Here is a 20,597-nt window from a genome sequence, read left to right on the forward strand (position 1 = left end):
ATTTTAGTCTAACAATAGTTACTCTGATTTTAACAAATTTTCACCCAAATGCTCTTATAGCAACTTAAAAAACTGTTAAAGAACTCTATGACATTGGTATTCTGCTATAAGAGAATCTACATACAGATTTGCTGTAAGTTAAAGTCAGCGATGAACTTGAAATGATGATCATAGCTTCGCTTATTTAATTACAAGCTAATGGCTTACCTCAAAGCCTATATGACTTTCATCAACACCGCTTTATTGGAATGTATTTACCTAATCTTAAGAGGATTCAATCTTTGGATTTAAAAACTTGTGAAAACTTCAAACAATAATCTCTTTTTTTTATAGTATTTAGTCATTCAAGGCAACAAGTAAAAACTAGTCTAAATGAATTAAATATTACGTTGCCACATAAAATTATAATAGTTATAGAAATACATTTTTATTTATAATATCCATCAAATATTTCTAAAATGAAATATTTTTACAAAATATATATTTGTAAACTCTGTATGTTTTTTGTCTATACAACATAAATAATCTCCTCAAAGGCAATAATTAAAGTAATAATAAATTAATTAAATTATTCAAAGGTAAAAGAATGAATGATTATTTAGCATTAAAAAAAGCGTGGATTATTTCACCCAAAGCACTCATCCAAAATATACACCATGAGAAAAATGATCTAACACATCCAAACTACAGTTTATTTTTGGATATTGATGGCACACTGGCTGATTTCACTTCAGATCCAAGCCAAACAACTTTGAATCAAAGAAATTTTAATATTATTCAAAAACTTGTCAACAATTCTATAATTATCAGTATTGTTACGGGTAGGTCTTTAGATCAAGCAAAAACCTTTTTTCCAAATTTAGCCTTAAATATTGCAGGAACCCATGGTCTGGAAATGCAATTAAAAAATATCGATACGCATATTTCTATGCCCCATACTCATTATAATCCAGAAGATTTAAATCAAATTAAACATGAGATTAATCAACTTTGCTTATCTCAACCCCATATTCGAATAGAACATAAACCTTATTCTATTGCGCTACATTATAGAGAACACCCTCAATATAAAAACCAAGCGTTGCATTTTTTAGAACAAGTGCAAGCGAAAAATTTAAATTTTAAAATTATTCAGGGTAAGTACGTATTTGAATTAATTCCTATACAGGCCAATAAAGGAAATGCAATTCAAAGAATAATCCAACAATATAAACTAGAAAATAGTATTGCATTATTTATTGGCGACGATTTTACTGATGAAGCAGGTTTTGAAGTCATTAATCAGGTTGGTGGTATCAGTATCAAGGTTGGTGCAGGCGATACCCAAGCTAGATTTAGATTAGAAAATACAATGGCTGTGACCGATTTTCTCGAATTATTTGCTCAACATATCCAACAAGAAAAGATTAAATCTTCGGTAAAACTCTTGGAGAATACTCATGTCTAGATTAATTGTTTTATCAAATCGTGTCAGCTTACCCGATCCCTCGAATAACTCAGCAGGTGGTCTAGCAGTGGCTGTGCAAGATGCACTACATGATATTGGTGGAATATGGCTGGGGTGGAATGGGCAACAAATTGACAATCATAAGTCAGTAAAGTTTGAACATATACAGCAAGATAATATTGAATTTATTACCTGCCCACTACAGCAGAGTCAATACCAACAATATTACTGTGGCTTTGCCAATAACACCTTATGGCCTGCCATGCATGAGCGTACCGATTTAATTGAGTTTAAATCCGAAGAATATGCTGCATATCAGCAAGTTAACCAATTTTTTGCCGAAAAGCTGTATGATATAGCTCAACCTGATGATTTGATCTGGGTACATGACTATCATTTTTTCAGCATAGCGCATTATTGCCGAAAACTCGGGATGCGTAACCGTATCGGTTTTTTCTTACATATCCCATTTGCCAGTGCTTCAATATGGGAAAAACTACCTGAGGCTCGCACCTTACTTAAAGATTTAACTCAATATGATGTATTAGGCTTACAGACCCAATTAGACCAACAAAAATGTATGCAGCTTTGCCAGAATAGTTTGAAATTTAGTCGTGTACAAGATGATCTTTTGATTCAACCTGATCAACAAACCCGCATCAAATGCTACCCTATTGGTATTAATCCTGAAGTGATACAGCAGGTAGCACAGCGTCAAAATCAAACCATGAAATCGATATTCGATTTTGAAGAGAATCCTTTGTATAAAACTATTATCGGTGTTGACCGTATTGATTACTCAAAAGGTTTGCTTGAGCGTTTTGGTGCTTTTGAATGTTTTTTACAACAACATCCTGAGTATCATCAGCATATTGTGGATTTACAGGTTGCTGGTCCATCACGCATGGACATCACAACATATCAAGATTTTTATCTATCTTTTATGGACAAAATTAAGCAAATCAATCAAGACTATTCTACCGCTGACTGGACGCCCATTAACTGTACTCAGGATGTGGTAGAGCACGATGAATTAATGCAGATCTATCAATATGCTGACATTTGCTGGGTTAGTTCGTTAAAAGATGGGATGAATTTAGTTGCCAAAGAATATATTGCAGCGCAGGATCCTGATAACCCTGGGGTATTGATTCTTTCTAAATATGCCGGTGCAGCAGAGCAAATGACCGAAGCAGTGCTAGTCGATCCAAATAATGAAAAGCAGATGGTTAAATCCCTCGAAACTGCTTTATTTATGTCGAAAGAAGAACGTATTGAACGTTATCAACAACTGATGCTTGGCATCGAGCAGTTTGATATCAATGACTGGCGCAATGCATTTTTACAAGACTTACAGCAACCTATAGATGAACCAATCTATAGGCACAAGACTGGTATGCCAGCAAGAGCTTCAACGTTTAAGCTCTAATTTACTGCTCTTCATTTTAACGTGCTGCTGTTTAACCTGCTCAGTAATGGCTACGGCTAGTTGCTGTAACCCTATCTGATGTTATTTCATTTGTATCTGAGTATATTTGTTGATTATGCCAATCATTGCCAAGAGCAGTGCGATTAAAATAAATACCAAGCCTAACCCAATCACTTCACTTAAAAAACCTACCAACGCAGGACCGAGTAAAGCACCACTATAAGCAATCGTTGAAACTAAAGATAATGCTGCCGCTTTGGGAATAAAGTTCTGCTCTCCTACCCGAGAAAACATCACAGGTACAATGTTGGAGCTTCCTAAACCTAAACAGCAATATCCGAACAACACCACTGACCAGTGAGGTGCAAATACGATAACCATTAAACCCAGTGCAGCCAAAACAGTACCATATAATACCACCTGCTTGGCACCAAACCATCGTAGCAAAGCATTGCCTGAAAACCGCCCTACTGTCATAGCGATTGCAAAAAAAGTATAGGCAAAACCAGCATAAGTAGGATCTAAGTGGTATTGGTTTACCAGATATATCCCACTCCAGTCCATTGCTGCACCTTCAGATAAAAAGCTGATAAAACATACCAAACCGATCAGAAGCAAAGTTGGATGCATCAATTCTTTTAACTTTAATTTTTCTGGCTTATTTTCTACTGATGTCTCTTCCTCTATATTCTCTATTCGAGTCAAACATTGCGGTATAGCAAAAAATGCAATGCTTAACAATATACAGCTGATACTCAGCGCCGCAAGTAATGGTGTAACGCCTACTGCCAATAAGATACTGACCAATGCTACACCAGTTAAGCCCCCTAAACTACACATGCCGTGAAAACTAGACATTCTATTGCTTAGGCTATTTTTCTCAACAATGACTGCTTGCATATTAATGGCAACGCCCAAGCTTCCTACCATTGTGCCAAACACAAACAATAAAATGGCCATGGATAAAGCAGTATTGCATATACTCAGGAAAGGCAAAATACACAGCATAGCCAATAGCGTAAAACCGATAATCGACTTACAACCCAGCTTTTGGATTAGAGCACCCGTAGCAGGCATAGACAAGAATGAGCCGATACCTGCGCAAAGCAGAAGTAAACCAAAATCTGCATGATTCAGATACAAGCGTTGCTGGGCAAATGGAATTAAAGGCGCCCATGCTGCGGTCGCAAAACCCAAGCTAAAAAAACCAAGCTGAGTTGCTAAAATTTGACTATGGATGGGGTTCGTTCGGTCCCATACAACAGCTTTAAAAATGAACATTTATATGCCACTCACAAAAAATTTAGGCATTTCCTTACAAAACCACAATCCATAGAAAAACCCCTGTCTTTTGCCATGTAGAACTGACAAATGAACAAGGGGTATTTGGCGAAATTATACTCAGATTTTAAATACTGTCATCGTTTATTATTAAGTTTTCTCTAGAAATTTGTAACACAGAAAGCGTTGTTACTATTTTACTTTATCTCACTAATATATATATAATTTTCACTTTAAATTTTAATTTGTAGTATCGCAATCTATAAACACTGCATTGAATTCTTCTGCTCACATTATCAAAGCATAAACTATTTAAATCTTAGATTGAGTGGAACACTCGAAGTTTTCCATTTTTATGAAGACAGTTAAGAAAGATTGATTGATCAATGATATTTAAAGCTCAGCATTTTCTAAGCGACTGAGAAAATAAGACAAACCTTCTGGCGCACGTGCATCTAATCGGCTACTAGTACTCACCCTTACTCGATTTGTCCAAGTAATTTGATAACCGTATTGAATAAATTTATGTACCAATCCAATATCTTCATGGCAGCTGATCGCTTCAAAACCACCCACGTGTAGATAGACTTGCGCACTAAAGCTTAAATTGGCACCATGAATATGCTGATGGTTCATACGATCTTTGTAATGGGTCAAATATTTTTTCTGAGTATTGGGCGACAAATGGCTAAAATCATCGAGTTGCACTACCCCACAAATCACATCAGTCGGTTGATGCTGTATTTGTGCGTATAACCAATCTAAATCTACACAACTATCAGCATCTGTACATGCAATCCAAGTTGCGCCTTGAGCAATTAAATGCCGAATTCCTAAATCACGTGCTTGCCCTACACACTGATAGCTACATGTAATCCAACGTATCTGATTGTTTTGTACAATATCCAAAGATTGATCATTACACTGGTCTAAGACAACCAAAACTTCAACTTGATGATGCTTAATTTGCTCAATTGCTTTCTGAACAGCTTGCAAACATGCCGATAAGTACTGTTCTTCATTATGGGCTGGAATAACGATACCTATTTTCAAATACTTCCCTCCTGTTGTGCTAGTGAAGAAGCTCCGACTGTCCAAAGATCGACAATGAAATCAGGGTCACTCAGCGTTAAATAGTGGTGAAAAGGCAATTGCTTCCTCAAACTGGTATGAACCCTTTGCGCATCAAGCTCAAAGCCTGCTATTTCATGTCGCCAATGGCAACACAAAATTTCTCCATGCGGCGTTAAACTATGCGTTAAATGATGAATTAATTGATGTAATTCTGATGAGGACAAATAATATGCAACCTCACTCATGACAATGAGATCAAAACGTCCAGAAGGATAAGCGTTAGGTATTCTTCTCTGTTCTACCTTAACATGTTTATAGCCTTGCAAACGTTTGTAAGCCAATTGAATTGCATTGTTGGAAGCGTCTATCGCTAAGACTCGATCAGCACGTAGTGCCAAATGTTGGCTTAAATGACCATTGGAACAGCCTATTTCTAAAAGATTTGTGTAGTGTTGGCGCGTCAATAAGGCCAGACAAATTTGCTTTTTTCTGGCTTCGTACCAACGGTGATCATAGCCCCAAGGATCCTCACTTTTTAAATACAATTCTTCAAAAACATCAATATAGTCATTCACAGAGATAAACCTCATAAGGCATGAGCAGGCGCTCAATAATTGCTGGCGGTAAAACAGCATTCTGTCCAGTACTTTCATCGGCTTGTGTTTGAGAATCAAACTGTAAAATGGCTTGACGTTTCTGCAGAATTTGCTCATCAGTCAAGCAATAAGCATAGGCTTGCTGCCATTGGATACGCGGATCCAGAGGGTTTGCCCAATGCCAAGCCCAGATCAAAACTTGCAAACAGGGTAATTGGTGTACTTTTGCGAATGCCTGAACAGTCTTACCAACTGCTTCATGATCTGGATGACCATCATATTTATAGGTGCAAATTAAAAAATCTTCAGGCTGAATGGTCTGATCTAATCCAGACCAAAGTTGATTGATTTGTAAATGAACTTGCCCATCGGTCAAATTCAATCCGATACGTTGGGTGTGTTTAGCGATGGCTAAGGACTCTAGGGCAGCCAAACTTTCTAGTGGACGCAATTGATTTAACTGTTCGGGTGTGTATTTTTTCGATTGAGGATGACTCTGGGTACCATTTGTAACTGCCAATACAATAATGTTGCAATCTAATTGCATAAGCTGTTGCATTAAGCCAGCACAACCCAGTATCTCATCATCAGGATGCGGTGATACTATCACCACCCTTTTGGAGCGAAATTGCTCAAGATCAAGTGGCGGCAATGGCTGTTTTTCAAATGCCTGTAACCATTGACTCTTTTGAGTACCCTCCCCCTGAATCATCCGATCGTCAACGAGAGGATGTCTTAAAGTTCCCATGACATATGCTCCTGTAAACATCGTTCAGCAATTTGCACATCATCAAATGCGGCATGGCTTTGCCGAATAAACACGGGTAAATCAGCCATTAATTGAGCAAAAACACCCTCTTCACAATATGGTCTTGCCCCTAAAGCTTTTCCAGCCAAATCCATGACCGCTTGACAGCATTGCTCGGTTTGCGCACGTAAAATTCGAATCACACATTCATGATTCTCATGAGGCTGTGTGTCTATAAGTTTGGCTGTATATTGAAAAAATGCTTTTGTCACTGCCAACTGCTGAGCCAGCTCACCCATATACATAGACTTAAATGAATTTGGACTATCCTGACAACTTTGTTGTAAAAAATTCATCAAACGTGCAGCAGCTCCATACCAACAAGCCGCTATGCCTGCTGCACCATGCCAGAAACCTGGACGTTGTAAATATTGATCAGGTTGCCCGATAAGCCGAATTAAGCAGTTGTGAAAATGAATTTTCGCTGTTTGGGTCTGTTGCATACCCACTGCTTGCCACTGACTAAAATCTATAGAAATATTAGGCTGATGTAATTGAACCATGCACAACTGAGATTGACCTTGTTGATTTTTATAACTCATTAATGCTCGTTGTACAAAGCCTGCCCCAGAACACCATAACTTAGTCCCAGTACATTGGTTATTTGCCACCTGTAGAGGTGCTGGACCGCCTTCAGCAGCCCATACAGCCCATATCTCTGAAGAACGTATGTTTGTCGAATCGCCTAATTCGTGCAAGATACTAAGTGCATCACAATGTGATTCAAATAGTTTTGCCAGACTTAGATCAATTCCCGCAATTTCAGCAAAACACTGCCAACGTTCATAGGTTTGCCCTTGTGCGGGAAAGGGTAAATTCTCAGCTAAAAGGGTTAATTGGCGAAATACAGATACACGTTGCTGATTTTTATATTCGAAAGTCGCCGAATCAAAATCTGCTAATACCCGTTTCATGGACTTATTTATTTGGACTTGAAGATTCATTTTAATTTAGTTTTTCATAAGCTTTAAAATTTAATCTATCGTTTAAAATTAATATATTAAATTTAAGTTTTGTAATAAAAATATAAAACTGCCAATCAACTCACACTAAATAGATAAAATATCATTTAATTTTGTGTGGTTGTTATTGAATGACATGTGTTAAGTTATTTTAAAAGGATATTCTGTAACTATTATTATAAATTTAAGAATTAATAAAAATACACGGTAATATAAACCCTCTAAATCGTTTTATTTTTAATAAAGAAGAGGCTGAAATGACTACTTTCAATATTCAAGATATTAAAAAGCACGCGAATGTTATTGCATCTTGTGGCACACAAGTCGGTACAGTTGATCATCTCGAAGGCGATAGTCAGGTGAAATTAACTCGTGATGATGATCCGAATGGTCAACATCATTTAATTCCAACATCTTGGATCAGTGATGTAAACGGTGATCAAGTTATCCTGAATAAAAACTCAGAAGAAGTCCGTAATCAGTGGAAAGCTGTATAAATATAAAAGAAAATCATAACCATACTTTATATGATTATGATTTTTCTCCATGAATTCTTTTTAATAAAAATATTAAAATTATACTTTTCAAAATTTATAGTATTTATATTTAGAGTTATAATTTATCTTAATTAGAATCCAATTCATTAATCCACATATGGTTTAACAACTTTTCAAAAAATATCGTTACATAATAAAATTATATTCACTAATTTTTCAATGGGCTAGTATAATTTTTTGACCCAGCTGCTGATACTCATACTTGTCAACAACCAGAAAATGCTATGCCATGTACTGAATTTAATGATTTACCCCCATGAGTGACCTTGCAATCGATGCAATTACCATCAGTGTTGAAAGCATTTGTGCTGCTTGGGTTCGACCATATAGATCACAAATCATGGCACGTCCAAGCATAGGGTCAGTACATGCACCAAAATCCTGAAAAATACGCCGAAACACAATTTGCTCTATAGATTGTGACAACGCACAACCGATTGAACTTATCACCAAAGGTGATCATGCCGATAATTAAAGGAACCTTCCGCCCAATGCGATCACTCATTGGCCCCTCGATCAACTTTGCCAATGCAAACCAGCCAAAAATCCTGTGACTGTTAGCTCAACATTTCCATTTAACTCATGTACCCTTTGAGGCATAGCAGGTAAATAAATATCGGTGGAGAGTGATCTTGACGCTATCAATGCACCCAAAATACCCATAAAAAGCCAGCTTGAAGTGTTCAATAAGGCATCAGGATTTTCATATTGTATGGGAGACAGGCATTTTAGAGACTCGATTGATCATGTTTAAAGGGTAACTTAGTTTGTTGCATGGCTTCGCAAGAGCTGTTGAATAACAAGATTATTTACCGACAAGTCTTGCAACCATTGTGCGATTTCATTTTGGTTTGGTTGGCCAGTTCACCCTCCATCACAAATCTAATTCCACCCCATTCAATACCGCCTCGTAGCTCAATACTTTACATGATTTGGCATCCACGACAGTACTAGTTGAATTGGGTAAGACTTTGTCATATACCATAGCTTAAATTGTTATTGAAAGGCACAATCTTTTACCGTTTAAATCTACTTGGTACCTGCTCAGGGAATTTGTAATATCTTTTTTTAGAACTGCATTTTTTATATAGATACTGAAATGAGGGGCATCATCCCCCTCATGATATATTTGATATTTTGATAATTAAGTAACTCTTTGAGCGATCTTCGACTGAATCCACTCTTGGATCTCTTGAGCGATCCACCCAACTCGATTGGTAGATAAACATATTTGCTTTGGAAAACTTGAATCATAATACCTAGACTTTGGATCTAACAACGAATATATTGTAGCTCGACTGAGCCCTGTAATTTGAATCAATTGTTTAATGTTTAAAATTTGGTTGATTGGGAAATTTGGGGGAGTTATCGCATTCATTAGATTAATTCCTATTCGATATGAAGGCGTGCTTTCTGCACATAGCATGTGCAACCCAATAAAAAATAATGATGCAATTAAAAGAGATACACATCCCTACTCCCATCAAATGGGAGTAGGGAAACTATTTACTCTAAGATGATATTACTTGAAGAATGCCCCTTTCTTACCATGAAAGGTCTTAAAACCAAATGGATAAACACATAGCTTCTCCATTTGCTTACTCGTGCTTGTCACCGATGTTGGCAAGTGATCAAGATTTTCAAGTGGATCATTTGGCTCTACCCAGTTAAAAATCTCATCATTATTCACATCATTAATGATGAATTCACTTGTTCCATGATTTTCTAGCTTGAATTTATTTAAGAGTATTCCCATACGGCTTGTCTCCTCAGACCATAGCTGAGCAATCCATAGCTCATAGTTTATATGTTCAGAATCAAAAGTCTTATGAATCGTCATATAGAAACGGATCATATACCTGTTGAGCTTAGTATTTCGAACAACATCATAGAAAGTGAACATAACCTGACTGTTATACCAAAGCTGTTGCTTAAGCCTTTTCTCGAATGAATGATATGCTTTTGTAAGTTCACCAATGTCGAAAACTAGCTCTGAACCCTCCAGATAACTCAGGTAGAACTTATGATCTATTGCCCCTACACTCAACTCACTTGTCGCACAATAAGCTTCTCGAATAGAATCAATACGCTTCTTATATCGCTCATTCTGTTGGTTCATATGTTCATGAAAGCCCGTAGTTTCAAAGAGATCGCTTAGCTTTCTCAGAATATTTTGGATTAACCATTGTTCATCCTGAGGTTTTGATGGTTGAAAAAAGACATCTGAAAGCTTTGCTTGTACCAGAATATATAAATAAGCTTTATGAAAACAATTTAACCAAAAACTAAATTCATAATCCCTTAAACGTAATTGAAGCAAGAAGTTCCAGTCATTGATGTAAGCCAAGAATATACTTTGCCATGCATGCTGTATCTGCTTTAAATGATCATCATACTTAACTCCTTCAGCAGGTTTGCTAAAGTGGACTTCTCTATAAAACGCATATATGTCATTTTCTAGACGAGGAGCTGTGGTGAAATCTGGTGATTGAAACGTCATTTGAAACGTCCTATAAAAGAAATAAGTTCATAGGACGTACAGTCTGATATTTTTTTACATTTCCTGTATCAACAGATCTTCAAACCAAGCAATATCATTCTGCCTCCCCATAATGACTTGCACAGGGTCTACCGAAGGGAGCACAAATTTTGTCTGATATTCACGTCCATGAGGTTTATAAATCCCCTTAAAAAAGCTTCTACGATTAACTGGTTTTACCAATAGCATTTGTCCATGCTTTTCAGGTTCAACAAGATATTTAGCCACTTTTAAAACATTCATGACCTGCAATGGATGCTCTCGCTTAATCATCCCGACGCCCAGAATTCCTTTAGCCAGATACCTCTCTTTAATTTCCGAAGTATTTGAATGTCTACCATATCCGGCATTATTGGTAATAGACTCCCACTTCTTCGTCACTCTATTTGCGAGATCGCCATCCTGATCTCGCTTAGAACCGTTATACATCAACAGAAGATGTCCATGATAGCCTTTTGTTACACCTTGCTCTAGAGCAAGCCCATATCCCAATAGATGCTTAAAACAGCCATTTTTATCTTTCATAAATCTGATGAGAGAAACAATATGTGCATAGAAATCATTAATGCTAATAGCTGGCATAGAGATTTTCAAATATCCTAGATCAACGCGAACAAGTAAGACCTGATAATGGTCATAGATAATGGTTTTTACTTGTTCTAGGAATGCTTTCTGATTGTCTCTCTCTTGATCTCGAAACTGTCGTATCTCCCCAAGAATTGCAGAACGATACTTCAAAATAGTGTGACTTATCTCCTTAATCTGGACTAAAGAAAGCTGATCCAGATAATCCATTAAAATACTTGCATCTCGTGCATCATCTATCAATTCAACTACATTCTGAAATGCTTGAATCGAGGCACTGTACTGAACCCCATTTTGATCAAATGCTTTAAAGGCTGGAATCAACTGCTCCAGGTAAGTAACAAGTTCTCGATCACTAAGATCAAAGTTTAAACTGAGCTCGATAAAGTGATTTATTGCAGATAAGACTGCTGCTTGATGCGATAAATCAAATGACAACATGAAGAATTTCCTTAGATATGAATATGACATATCTAAGGTGTAATCAGTAATTTATGATTGATTGAGAGTAGTACTATCTTATGGACAGAGATATGACATTCTCAGTTGCTTAGGTCTACTGAGAAATAGAGTGAAGATAAATCTGATACTAGGTATTGATATGATATTATTTACTCATACTACATACCTAATAATCACTAACTTACTAATTGTACTAATATAATTCTAATAAGTACTAATCTAATAATAATATTTACCGACTTCGCCTGAAGACAAAAATTAAAGGCCTGTCATATCTTGCAAGTTGTTACCTTCTCGTAATACTGAAAGATTGATATCAATCAGATTTGCGATAGTTAAGGGGGAAATCCATTTTCTATTTATTTAACCACACCGCTACTATACTGAAATTTGTCATTAGCGATAGAACTTAAAATACCATACTGCTCTAGCTCCTCATCCGAAGGTGTAATTTGTTCAGAGATTATGGATATGAATTCAGCTTCATCAATTTGCAAAGATGATTCAACCTGCACTTTAACTGCTCCATAAAAAAACCGGTCTTCTTTCAATTCAATATCAGGAACGAAGATACAACTGTATCGGGTCTGCTCCATACTTCGAGGTAAAATTCTAAATGGGGGTTTCATCGTGAGGACTCTATATTTCTTATTATCAATCCTTTCTTGCTCCTCAAATCCTCTGGAAAGCTTGAAATAAAGATAGATCTGATTAAAAGCGATTAAGTCCAACATTGACATCAATACCCTATAAAAGGAAGCTTGTCTGCTCTCTTTCATCTGATGCTCTACTAAGTACTTAGCATAACGATCTACGTTAAGTGTCTCATCGAATTTAGTATCAGTAATTTCTTTAAAATAATATTTTTTAGTCGCAAATAATGCCATCAGCCCTTGATGTTGGAGCCTTACTAAAGCCCCTTGCAACAACTGCTTATAAACTGAACCATCATTACCATAGAGCTCACTACAATGCTGCTCAAGATAGCACTGTAGTAAGCCATCTCCCTGATTATAGCTGTAAACCATTTCTTTAAGTTCTTGAACACCTAACTGATCAAATCTAATCAATTTGAGATAGTCTGCATCATGCTCACTTAACTGTTTAACTGCCCTAAAAATAAGGTCATATTCTGCTTTTTGGTATTGAATAAAGGAATCCCGACTTTCAGGTAGAGATTCAAATAAATAACTGATCGGGTCGCACAAGAAGTCTGCGTTTTCTATGTCTAAATTTTCTATTTTTATTTTTTCAGATATATGATGTTTAATATGAGCCAATCGTTTCACTTCAAACTGGTGCTTTTCTGGATATTCGATGATATAAAATCGACCATAAGTAGCCGACTCGCCCCAAAGAGAATGTGATAGGTTCAAGCAATAAATTGGATCTTCAAATGAGATAAATGCATTACGAATACTCCCTTCAGCTCGACTTCTTATAAATCTTGAATCGATTAACTTATACAAATTCTTATACATCGGTTGTTTTTTTAGACCTGTCATTTTATATATTGCGATATTCCCACAGCCCATCACAATGCCAAATTGATTGCTATGTGTTAATAGCGTCAATAGCAATAATGCTGAACTAAAATCAAGGTCACTTTCTTGGTCAGTACTGATCGAAATGGTTTGAATAACTTCCAGCATCTTTTCAATCATGGGATATAAAGCTAACCGTTGCTTTAATCTGTCAATTTTCTTTTTAAGATATTCAGCTGACTTAAGTTCATTAGATTGTAAATTGCCGAAGTAATTATCACTGAGTCTGATATGCCGTACTCTTGCACGCTTGCCCTGTTCTGGATAACTCACAGTGATTAAGTTTTCCTTTTGAAGCTCTTCTAATACCCTTCTTAGCTTTTTATGTTGCACCCCTATTGTGTCAGCTAATTCGAGTAGAGGTAATGAACAGGTCTGTGTTCCAAATGCAAGAATAAAACGCAATAAGACCCAATGCTCATAGGGAGTTAAATCACTATTTTTAATCTGATGTGATCTCAAAAGATGTAACGTATATAGAACTAAGTCAGTTTTGTTCACTGCACTTCCAACCCAAGTATACTCTTAAAAAATATTAACATATTTTAATGATAGGCATGATTGAATACTTATAAATATAATTTTCATTAATTAACGTTTATTTAATATTTATTTAATGTTAATTTATTTTTTTATTAATATAATGAGTAAAAAATGGCCAATAAAGTTATGAATCTTCAGACATGGTTGAATAAAGAAAAGAGTTTAAAAAAACAATTTTTAAATAAAAAAATAGAATTACTTGAAGACATTGCTCCCTATTTCATAGAGAAGGAACAGATATACTATATTTCAGATTCTCCCGCATTTAACCCAGATCCAGAACTACGTGCTGTAATAGAAGACTTCAAAAGTTTATCGATAGTAAATGTAACAATTTCTAAAAGTACATTCGAGAAACTCAAAAAAGACTTCCGCACGTTTAAATTTAATTTAAAAAATAAAAATGAAAATAGAGTTAAAAAGCAGCTTTTTATAGATCAAAAAACGATGACTAGATTCGAACAAGTTATTCAGAATAATAAGTTGGGTACTGTACAAAATGGGCTTAACTTCCTAATGGATGGTTTAAGCTTAAAAATGAGAGAAGCAAAAGAAATTAACCGACAAAGTGCAATAACGATACAGTTTCAAAGTGAACAAATCAATTTTCTTAAACAACTAAATAATCAAAACAAAGAACGAAATAAGATTCTAATCATTCAACACAATAAAAAATTAGAAAATTTCAGTAACTCATTATCTGACTATGTTGCTAAAGACTTCAAAAAGCAATTGAATCAAATTCTAGAAAACATATTGGATCAAAAAGCGTATACAGCTGTAATTGAAAGTGGTGCTATCTCATCCCTTTTAGGCAAATTATCTGGAGAAATTAAAACAAAAATAGACAAAGCAACTTCAATGATAGAAGTTCAGGATCAGGTTAATTAAATTAATTCAAAAAACAGAGAATTAAACTGGAGTCTAAATCTATCCAATCCATTCTAATTCTGCTCTATTCAATCCAGAGTTTTATGTGGGTTACTATGTGGGACAAAAACTTAGGTAAGAAAAAAGCCCTTGTTAATACAAGGGCTTTTTTTAATATTTGGCGGAAGCGGTGACAGTCACATTAAAAATATAATCAATTGATATTAATAAACAAAATATTATATATTTAATTTTTTTACTGCTATTTTTACTTCATTATAATTTCTTTGTATCTATCTATTTCAAAACAAAGACTTGTTTACCTTAGCTGATTAGAGTTCGATACTATTTCTATATCGTATCAATTTTCAAACTCGTAATAATTCCCCTATTACGTGAAGTTTACCTTGAAAAATTTTTGGGACTGTCCAAGTCAAACCATATAAGCTAATGAGGCTTTAAGCGAAGCTCTGTTAATATATGCAAAGAAAGCCGGAATAGAGATTTGATCATCAAAAAGCATTGAATCACTGTATCGGAATTGGTTTGATTTCGTCCATGCTTTCCTTGCGAATAAGCATACTATGAAGTCTTAGTATCAAACCAAATTGAAATATTTCCACGATTTATTAAAGCACGATTATATGAAGAGCAATTAGTTGTACGAAAGAGTTTTGGCGCAGGCTTCTTTATTCGGAAATTATATTGCTAAAGAAGACTTTAAGAATAAGTTTGTTCAATAAAGCTGGTTTAAGTCTGTAATAGTAAAAATTACAGGCCTAGGATAAAGCAATTGTTAAGTTTTGGCTGTGGATACAGATGCATTCGCGTCAGATTAATCCCTTTTTCATACACTCTAAGAAATGTCATTCTTCATAAATTATATACTGTATTAACAATTCAGAATGAGTTACTTTAAAAGTATATAAATGTATTCTGCTGGACCAATGTCATTTGTTATATACTCACTAATGAATACTTATAGTAAAGTTCTAAAGATAGCTTCTAACGTTATAGGCTTAATTTTGTATGAATAATAAATTCTTTAAAACAATATTAATTGTTACTTTATGCTTTACACAATTCACTCTTGCAGAGATTCCTAAAGAATTACTTTATCAGTTGCCTAAAAATATTGATTCAACACAACTCGCAACAATTCAAGGTTTTCAAAAAACGAACACCCCTTTAAGGTTTGTGAATGCACGTATTTATATTAATCAAATCAATGGAAAAGCCACATTAGACTGGTCAAAAGATTGGAATAAAATCTATTCGATTTTACCTACGCAAACAACGATTCGTTTCACTTCTGATGCTCAACATTTATTTTCATCAGGTGTGCTAAGCTTTAATGCTCAATCAGGACAAAAATATCAAATTAAAACAAATCAAGCTGATAAAAATAGTCATAAAGAAGGTATCCAGTTTTGGGTTGAGAATTTAACAACGGGTGAAGTCATAACAGATAAACAATTTACTCACACATCAGTAAATCAACCTCAACAAATTTATGTTCCAGTTATCATTAACAAATAAAAGAGTTTTATATGCGCTTATCTTTAAAAATATTTCTGCTCTCATTCCCTATACTCTTTACTGGTTGTATAAGCACACCTAAAAATACAACGCCGATAGAATACTATACTCAACCAACTACCTCAGAACAGACAGCAACAATAATCGGTGATATGTTTGAGCATAAATATACTGCAGACACAATCGCTTATATTTTTGCTATAGATCAAAAAAAAGTGGAGAACGGGCGTGAAAACCTTAGTAATCCACTTACGATATTTGCAGGCCAACATGACATACAGATTTGGTGTGGACGAGGTGGCTTTAAGTATACCAATTTAATCAAAGCGAATTTTGAAGCAAACAAAGCATATCAAATTGGCTATGAAATGAATCCAAATAAACAAGAGGGTTGTGTATTTTGGATAACTGATTTAACAACAAAAAAATCTATTACTGAATTAATCACAGGTATTAAAGCAGGTGAGTATGCTAATCCAAAAAAACTTAGACCATTAAAAAACTTTATTGAACCTCGTCCAATAGTCAGACAAGGCTATACTGTCCCAATCCGTGTAATTAATAAAATGGGTCATAATTAAAAATTTCTATTGGTTTCCCTTAAATAGGTACTAAGCATTCAACCTACAATCAGTCAGTTTTTCTGCCTAGTACCAAAAAGCACATCTGCTATGAGATCTAATTGTTACGAGTAAACAAATTTCCATCAACCGCTTAACACCACGAGAAAAATCTACTTGTTACATGTTCCCTTTTCTGCCAGTTTCAATTTCTGGATAGCTTTCTGACCTTGGGCATTTTCTACCAATTTCAAACCTGCTCCAGCAACTACAAGACCTGGTCTTAGATATTGTTTAATAAAGTAATTCTCCCCACTCTTTGCTTGAAGCTTAAGGTCATTAGGTGAAAATTCGGATTCTGTAGAAATTATATATTCCTGATCACCATTAACTTCTTCATGGAAGAAAACATTTGGCGCCGTTTCACCAATACAGTTACCATTGATTTTGACATCTTTTTTAAGTGCACCACCAAATCCACCAGTACGGTAAATATATAATCCAGATTTTCCTTGTTCTGGCTGCTTAAATTGTTTAGCAGATGCCGTTAGTTCCTGATTTGCAACGGGTACTGATGCACAACCTGTAAAAAGAAGAGCTGTTGTAATTGCAGTAAATAACGTTTTGTTCATTTTCCGTTCCTTTAAAATTTAATTACAGTTCTGATGAGCATAAAATCAATCTAAAATTTTTCAAACTTAATAAATATCAATAAATTCAAAATCTGTTAACTGATTTAAACTAAAGGCAATAATCTTCCAGTCGTTAATTCATCAAATAAAGTTGGATATTCATCACCACGAACAGTACCTCCTGTAGAATATGAACCTAAACTTTTTCTATATCGAATTAAATACTCAAACAATGTTCCAAATTTTCTTACAGTTTTATTGTTTTGATCCCATTCATAAACAATATCGTTATGATCCTTTGTATACATAAAGAAAATGTTTGTATGCTCATTTTCTCCACATATCTCAAAATACTGCTTTTCAACTAAATCTGATACACCACAATTTTCTAAAAACTTAACTGTTGGATCTGTTTCATTCATTAGTTCTTTTTGCCTAGCAATACCCATTATTAAATGATAATCATATATATAAAAATTATCACCAAATAAAAGCCCGCCTGAACATTTCCCCATTGTCATAAGAAGTTCTTTAAATTGCCCATGTACAGAAATGTTATGCAGCTTTTCAATTTTATTTATTTCTTCTTCCATATACCCTTTAATTCGATCTAAGTGTTCAATAAAGTGGTTTTTTTCTGCTCTTATAGAGGCAAGTCTTGCAACTAAGTCATTCATAATATTTACCTTATGGATTTTGACGGGTAGGGCCATGATTTACTAACATCGAAAAGTTAGGATTTTTCTCAATAAACATATTGACTGTACTCCCACAACCTTGACAAGCACCTACGGATTGTTGAGATGTATTCTGAATATTAAGGACAATACTTGTAGGTCGTTTTGAATTATGTTCCATTAAATATGCCATAATTTTTTTCTCAGCATGATTCCCATTAAATTGATCTCCATTAGGCATATTTGGCAGTACATTTGGATTGTCTTTTCGAATCACTTGATAAACAATATTATTAATGGTCACTTGATCTGGTGCATTACCATGCCAATTATCCCCATTAATAGCTATATAGTTTTTTGTTCCATTACTATCTACAACCTGTGCTGTGGCAATTGATAACCTATCTGGCTTTCCAGATGTGTTTAAATATGGAATACTCCCATTTTGAGCGGCTTCGATTTTATTTTTAGCTAAAATGCTTCTAATTCCATCTAATTGTGTTAATGATCCACCTTTTAAATCCTGTACAGCCAAACGTTGGAGTGCTGCTTTACTTGCTTGTATGCCAAATACAGAAAGGAATTTAGAAGCAACTTTTCCTACGCCCATTCCAATAAAGTTTTGTTCAGTATAATCTGGAACTGCTATTCCTGTTCCGTGCGTTTGAATGTAACTTGTTGTACTTTTCGAAAATTCTTTTAATTCATCTGGAACAGTCACTCTAATACGATTAGATGTAATTAAATCAGGATCAATATAGTAATTTGCCCCTGTCAATTTGGTTGGATCATTAAACTGCTCATTTGTTGATATAAATACTTTTAATGGCTTATTTGTCGAAAAGTCGATAACCTCAGTTTGACCATTTTTTAAAACAATATTTGCATTTTTATATTGCTTAACAATATTTTGTGCTATTTCTAAGTCTTTAAGCTGTTCTTTTAAACTTTGTTTTCCGAAATATTGATTTTTTTCACTGGCAAGCATCCAGCCTTTTCTTGTTTCACTTTCAAAACTCTGCCCTCTTGAATCTACTTCAGAAAAGGACTTGCTTTTGCTATTTTATCTTGTAAAGCAGTCAGTTTATTGATTCCACGTGCAGTCATAACGTATAAACCCAAAAAAAGTGCAGTAAGAGATTATCTTACTGCACTTTTTACTACTTTATAACCGCTCATTGACGTAATGTGTCATAGCTTGCTATATCGCTTTTTCCAACTTTAATCTTATAAGTCAAACACTTATATAGCATTAAACAGTGTCAAAAACTTCAATGTGGCGGAAGCGGTATTCTATAACATATATCCGTGGTGCTGGAATGCTTTCAGACATGTCTCTGACTACTTTAATGTAGCAAAAATGATATTTTTCTATCCAACTTCACATCTCGTTCACAACTATTTATCTAGAGTATTAATTAAGATTCAAACTGGATAATAAACGTGAAAAAACCCAAAAAAATCTTTGCCTCTATGTTAGCACTGATGTGTTTATCAGGATGCAAAAGCATTCCTAGTTATTCCTCAGATTATAGTGCCGCCAGAAATAATATTACGGGTATGACATTGACAGAAACCCAAGCATTAGAGATTGGCACTCGGTTCACCTCTACTTTCAATAATTTAGGTACACCGGAATTCGTAAATAAAGCCAGTTCGCTGTATGCAGAGCAACTTTTTATCAATGACACACTTTCCCAGTTCTCATCACGACAAAATTTAGTAGAGCATTTCAAAGGTATGAATAAGCGTGTTAGCAATGTAAAAGTAAAATTATTGAACACTACCCATCACCAAGATTCTGCATATATACATTGGTATATGGCTTATGAGTTTAAAATTTTTGGTGTGCAAAGAAAAATGGGGTCATATGGCATTAGTGAAATTAAGGTAAATAAAGATAACCAAATTATTTTTCAACAAGACTTTTGGGATCCTGCAAATGGTCTATATCGTCAATTACCTTATGTAGGGGGGGCTTATTCATGGTTATTAGCATTCAAAAAATCATCTTAACTCTTGTGTATATGACTGGTTTATCCGTCAGCACTTCAACAACCCATGCTGCATCTATACAACAATGTGCAACAGCAGCCCTTTTAATCGGGAAAAAATCAGTCGGTCAAGTAAGCTACTTTGCAGAGTCTTGTAAAAAAGCGTGGGATATGCAAAGTATTCAAATGAATTTTACTTATACTCAAGATATTCCAGAATGGGCATTTAAACGTGCAGCCACACATTTTTTAAAGAAAAATATTTCTGATTTTAAAGAGACATCTCCCCTGAACCAAATTACACAGCTTTATAAACCAGTTAAAAATGGCGATTTATACACTTTAAGCTACGTCCATTCATCCCACACATTAACGCTTTTACTGAATCAGAAAACACTAGGTCATCTCCAAAATGATCATGCCAATCAATATTTTAAAATTTGGTTAGGTTCACAGCCTTTTAATGCTAAATTGAAACAACAGCTCTTAAATTAACTA

21 protein-coding genes and 1 pseudogene are annotated in these 20,597 nt (G+C 34.9%); 8 read left to right on the forward strand and 14 right to left on the reverse strand.

Features of this window, described 5'->3' with window-relative positions; genetic code table 11:
- Nucleotides 1-586 precede the first annotated feature (586 nt).
- Together otsB and AC07WY_RS05160 are read left to right on the forward strand one after the other, a co-directional pair.
- A complete protein-coding gene (otsB, locus tag AC07WY_RS05155) occupies nucleotides 587-1,447 on the forward strand; it encodes a trehalose-phosphatase (protein ID WP_327857430.1) in 861 nt (286 codons plus the stop codon).
- Nucleotides 1,440-2,876, forward strand: a complete 1,437-nt coding sequence (locus tag AC07WY_RS05160) for an alpha,alpha-trehalose-phosphate synthase (UDP-forming) (protein WP_423855240.1) — start codon at nucleotides 1,440-1,442, stop codon at nucleotides 2,874-2,876. The genes otsB and AC07WY_RS05160 overlap by 8 nt, the downstream gene beginning before the upstream one ends.
- Nucleotides 2,877-2,957: 81 nt before the next feature.
- Here AC07WY_RS05160 and AC07WY_RS05165 read toward each other — a convergent pair whose 3' ends face one another.
- The 5 genes from AC07WY_RS05165 to AC07WY_RS05185 all read right to left on the reverse strand — a co-directional run bounded on the left by AC07WY_RS05165 (nucleotide 2,958) and on the right by AC07WY_RS05185 (nucleotide 7,579).
- The gene (locus AC07WY_RS05165) at nucleotides 2,958-4,157 is read right to left on the reverse strand and encodes an MFS transporter (protein WP_327857432.1); all 1,200 of its coding nucleotides are present in this window, start codon (nucleotides 4,155-4,157) and stop codon (nucleotides 2,958-2,960) included.
- 393 nt (nucleotides 4,158-4,550) lie between these two features.
- Nucleotides 4,551-5,210, reverse strand: a complete 660-nt coding sequence (locus tag AC07WY_RS05170; RefSeq protein WP_494735859.1) for a glycosyltransferase family 2 protein — start codon at nucleotides 5,208-5,210, stop codon at nucleotides 4,551-4,553.
- Complete coding sequence (locus tag AC07WY_RS05175) at nucleotides 5,207-5,806, reverse strand: class I SAM-dependent methyltransferase (RefSeq protein WP_494735860.1); 600 nt, start codon at nucleotides 5,804-5,806, stop codon at nucleotides 5,207-5,209. The genes AC07WY_RS05170 and AC07WY_RS05175 overlap by 4 nt, the downstream gene beginning before the upstream one ends.
- Nucleotides 5,799-6,575, reverse strand: coding sequence for a PIG-L deacetylase family protein (locus tag AC07WY_RS05180; RefSeq protein ID WP_494735861.1), 777 nt, complete (start codon nucleotides 6,573-6,575; stop codon nucleotides 5,799-5,801). Before AC07WY_RS05180 ends, AC07WY_RS05175 begins: the two co-directional genes overlap by 8 nt.
- Nucleotides 6,563-7,579, reverse strand: a complete 1,017-nt coding sequence (locus tag AC07WY_RS05185) for an acyl-CoA dehydrogenase (RefSeq protein ID WP_327857436.1) — start codon at nucleotides 7,577-7,579, stop codon at nucleotides 6,563-6,565. Before AC07WY_RS05185 ends, AC07WY_RS05180 begins: the two co-directional genes overlap by 13 nt.
- 275 nt (nucleotides 7,580-7,854) lie before the next feature.
- Between AC07WY_RS05185 and AC07WY_RS05190 the strand changes: the two genes are divergently transcribed.
- On the forward strand, nucleotides 7,855-8,094 hold the full coding sequence (locus AC07WY_RS05190) for a DUF2171 domain-containing protein (RefSeq protein ID WP_327857437.1): 240 nt from the start codon (nucleotides 7,855-7,857) through the stop codon (nucleotides 8,092-8,094).
- A 300-nt stretch (nucleotides 8,095-8,394) separates the two neighbouring features.
- On the opposite strand, the gene AC07WY_RS05195 is transcribed toward AC07WY_RS05190, so the two are convergent.
- From AC07WY_RS05195 to AC07WY_RS05215, 5 genes are all read right to left on the reverse strand, one after another.
- Nucleotides 8,395-8,556, reverse strand: coding sequence for a hypothetical protein (locus AC07WY_RS05195; protein ID WP_327857438.1), 162 nt, complete (start codon nucleotides 8,554-8,556; stop codon nucleotides 8,395-8,397).
- A gap of 742 nt (nucleotides 8,557-9,298) precedes the next feature.
- Nucleotides 9,299-9,532 carry a helix-turn-helix transcriptional regulator gene (locus tag AC07WY_RS05200; protein WP_494735862.1) on the reverse strand — a complete coding sequence of 78 codons (234 nt, stop codon included), beginning with the start codon at nucleotides 9,530-9,532 and terminating at the stop codon, nucleotides 9,299-9,301.
- A gap of 144 nt (nucleotides 9,533-9,676) precedes the next feature.
- The gene (locus AC07WY_RS05205; RefSeq protein WP_494735863.1) at nucleotides 9,677-10,654 is read right to left on the reverse strand and encodes a hypothetical protein; all 978 of its coding nucleotides are present in this window, start codon (nucleotides 10,652-10,654) and stop codon (nucleotides 9,677-9,679) included.
- Between the two features lie 54 nt (nucleotides 10,655-10,708).
- Nucleotides 10,709-11,719 (reverse strand): YagK/YfjJ domain-containing protein, encoded by a 1,011-nt coding sequence (locus AC07WY_RS05210; RefSeq protein ID WP_327857441.1) that lies wholly within the window; start codon nucleotides 11,717-11,719, stop codon nucleotides 10,709-10,711.
- Between the two features lie 380 nt (nucleotides 11,720-12,099).
- The gene (locus tag AC07WY_RS05215; RefSeq protein WP_494735864.1) at nucleotides 12,100-13,785 is read right to left on the reverse strand and encodes a hypothetical protein; all 1,686 of its coding nucleotides are present in this window, start codon (nucleotides 13,783-13,785) and stop codon (nucleotides 12,100-12,102) included.
- A gap of 153 nt (nucleotides 13,786-13,938) precedes the next feature.
- Between AC07WY_RS05215 and AC07WY_RS05220 the strand changes: the two genes are divergently transcribed.
- Nucleotides 13,939-14,718, forward strand: a complete 780-nt coding sequence (locus AC07WY_RS05220; protein ID WP_494735865.1) for a hypothetical protein — start codon at nucleotides 13,939-13,941, stop codon at nucleotides 14,716-14,718.
- A 398-nt stretch (nucleotides 14,719-15,116) separates the two neighbouring features.
- Here the strand turns inward: AC07WY_RS05220 and AC07WY_RS05225 are convergent.
- Nucleotides 15,117-15,390, reverse strand: a pseudogene (locus AC07WY_RS05225) (transposase); the annotation flags it as partial.
- 336 nt (nucleotides 15,391-15,726) lie between these two features.
- On the opposite strand from AC07WY_RS05225, the gene AC07WY_RS05230 reads away from it, so the two are divergent.
- Both AC07WY_RS05230 and AC07WY_RS05235 read left to right on the forward strand, forming a co-directional pair.
- The gene (locus AC07WY_RS05230; RefSeq protein ID WP_494735866.1) at nucleotides 15,727-16,236 is read left to right on the forward strand and encodes a hypothetical protein; all 510 of its coding nucleotides are present in this window, start codon (nucleotides 15,727-15,729) and stop codon (nucleotides 16,234-16,236) included.
- An 11-nt stretch (nucleotides 16,237-16,247) separates the two neighbouring features.
- Nucleotides 16,248-16,817 carry a hypothetical protein gene (locus tag AC07WY_RS05235; RefSeq protein WP_494735867.1) on the forward strand — a complete coding sequence of 190 codons (570 nt, stop codon included), beginning with the start codon at nucleotides 16,248-16,250 and terminating at the stop codon, nucleotides 16,815-16,817.
- Between the two features lie 152 nt (nucleotides 16,818-16,969).
- Here the strand turns inward: AC07WY_RS05235 and AC07WY_RS05240 are convergent, their stop codons facing one another.
- From AC07WY_RS05240 to AC07WY_RS05250, 3 genes are all read right to left on the reverse strand, one after another.
- Complete coding sequence (locus AC07WY_RS05240; RefSeq protein WP_494735868.1) at nucleotides 16,970-17,428, reverse strand: DUF2846 domain-containing protein; 459 nt, start codon at nucleotides 17,426-17,428, stop codon at nucleotides 16,970-16,972.
- Between the two features lie 104 nt (nucleotides 17,429-17,532).
- A complete protein-coding gene (locus AC07WY_RS05245) occupies nucleotides 17,533-18,105 on the reverse strand; it encodes an SMI1/KNR4 family protein (RefSeq protein ID WP_494735869.1) in 573 nt (190 codons plus the stop codon).
- A 10-nt stretch (nucleotides 18,106-18,115) separates the two neighbouring features.
- Nucleotides 18,116-19,093 (reverse strand): hypothetical protein, encoded by a 978-nt coding sequence (locus tag AC07WY_RS05250; RefSeq protein ID WP_494735870.1) that lies wholly within the window; start codon nucleotides 19,091-19,093, stop codon nucleotides 18,116-18,118.
- 485 nt (nucleotides 19,094-19,578) lie between these two features.
- Between AC07WY_RS05250 and AC07WY_RS05255 the strand changes: the two genes are divergently transcribed.
- Together AC07WY_RS05255 and AC07WY_RS05260 are read left to right on the forward strand one after the other, a co-directional pair.
- Nucleotides 19,579-20,121 carry a DUF2358 domain-containing protein gene (locus tag AC07WY_RS05255; RefSeq protein WP_494735930.1) on the forward strand — a complete coding sequence of 181 codons (543 nt, stop codon included), beginning with the start codon at nucleotides 19,579-19,581 and terminating at the stop codon, nucleotides 20,119-20,121.
- Nucleotides 20,091-20,594 (forward strand): chalcone isomerase family protein, encoded by a 504-nt coding sequence (locus AC07WY_RS05260; RefSeq protein ID WP_494735871.1) that lies wholly within the window; start codon nucleotides 20,091-20,093, stop codon nucleotides 20,592-20,594. Before AC07WY_RS05255 ends, AC07WY_RS05260 begins: the two co-directional genes overlap by 31 nt.
- The last annotated feature ends 3 nt before the right edge of the window (nucleotides 20,595-20,597 follow it).

This window comes from Acinetobacter sp. GW821-FHT01C12, from assembly GCF_059422625.1.

Coding starts and splice junctions, on each gene's coding strand:
- AC07WY_RS05180 (WP_494735861.1), bottom strand. CDS start 6,575: ATGGGAACTTTAAGACATCCTCTCGTTGACGATCGGATGATTCAGGGG.
- AC07WY_RS05200 (WP_494735862.1), bottom strand. CDS start 9,532: ATGAATGCGATAACTCCCCCAAATTTCCCAATCAACCAAATTTTAAAC.
- AC07WY_RS05205 (WP_494735863.1), bottom strand. CDS start 10,654: ATGACGTTTCAATCACCAGATTTCACCACAGCTCCTCGTCTAGAAAAT.
- AC07WY_RS05165 (WP_327857432.1), bottom strand. CDS start 4,157: ATGTTCATTTTTAAAGCTGTTGTATGGGACCGAACGAACCCCATCCAT.
- AC07WY_RS05245 (WP_494735869.1), bottom strand. CDS start 18,105: ATGAATGACTTAGTTGCAAGACTTGCCTCTATAAGAGCAGAAAAAAAC.
- otsB (WP_327857430.1), top strand. CDS start 587: ATGAATGATTATTTAGCATTAAAAAAAGCGTGGATTATTTCACCCAAA.
- AC07WY_RS05250 (WP_494735870.1), bottom strand. CDS start 19,093: ATGCTTGCCAGTGAAAAAAATCAATATTTCGGAAAACAAAGTTTAAAA.
- AC07WY_RS05230 (WP_494735866.1), top strand. CDS start 15,727: ATGAATAATAAATTCTTTAAAACAATATTAATTGTTACTTTATGCTTT.
- AC07WY_RS05240 (WP_494735868.1), bottom strand. CDS start 17,428: ATGAACAAAACGTTATTTACTGCAATTACAACAGCTCTTCTTTTTACA.
- AC07WY_RS05190 (WP_327857437.1), top strand. CDS start 7,855: ATGACTACTTTCAATATTCAAGATATTAAAAAGCACGCGAATGTTATT.
- AC07WY_RS05260 (WP_494735871.1), top strand. CDS start 20,091: ATGGTTATTAGCATTCAAAAAATCATCTTAACTCTTGTGTATATGACT.
- AC07WY_RS05220 (WP_494735865.1), top strand. CDS start 13,939: ATGGCCAATAAAGTTATGAATCTTCAGACATGGTTGAATAAAGAAAAG.
- AC07WY_RS05185 (WP_327857436.1), bottom strand. CDS start 7,579: ATGAATCTTCAAGTCCAAATAAATAAGTCCATGAAACGGGTATTAGCA.
- AC07WY_RS05160 (WP_423855240.1), top strand. CDS start 1,440: ATGTCTAGATTAATTGTTTTATCAAATCGTGTCAGCTTACCCGATCCC.
- AC07WY_RS05210 (WP_327857441.1), bottom strand. CDS start 11,719: ATGTTGTCATTTGATTTATCGCATCAAGCAGCAGTCTTATCTGCAATA.
- AC07WY_RS05235 (WP_494735867.1), top strand. CDS start 16,248: ATGCGCTTATCTTTAAAAATATTTCTGCTCTCATTCCCTATACTCTTT.
- AC07WY_RS05255 (WP_494735930.1), top strand. CDS start 19,579: ATGTTAGCACTGATGTGTTTATCAGGATGCAAAAGCATTCCTAGTTAT.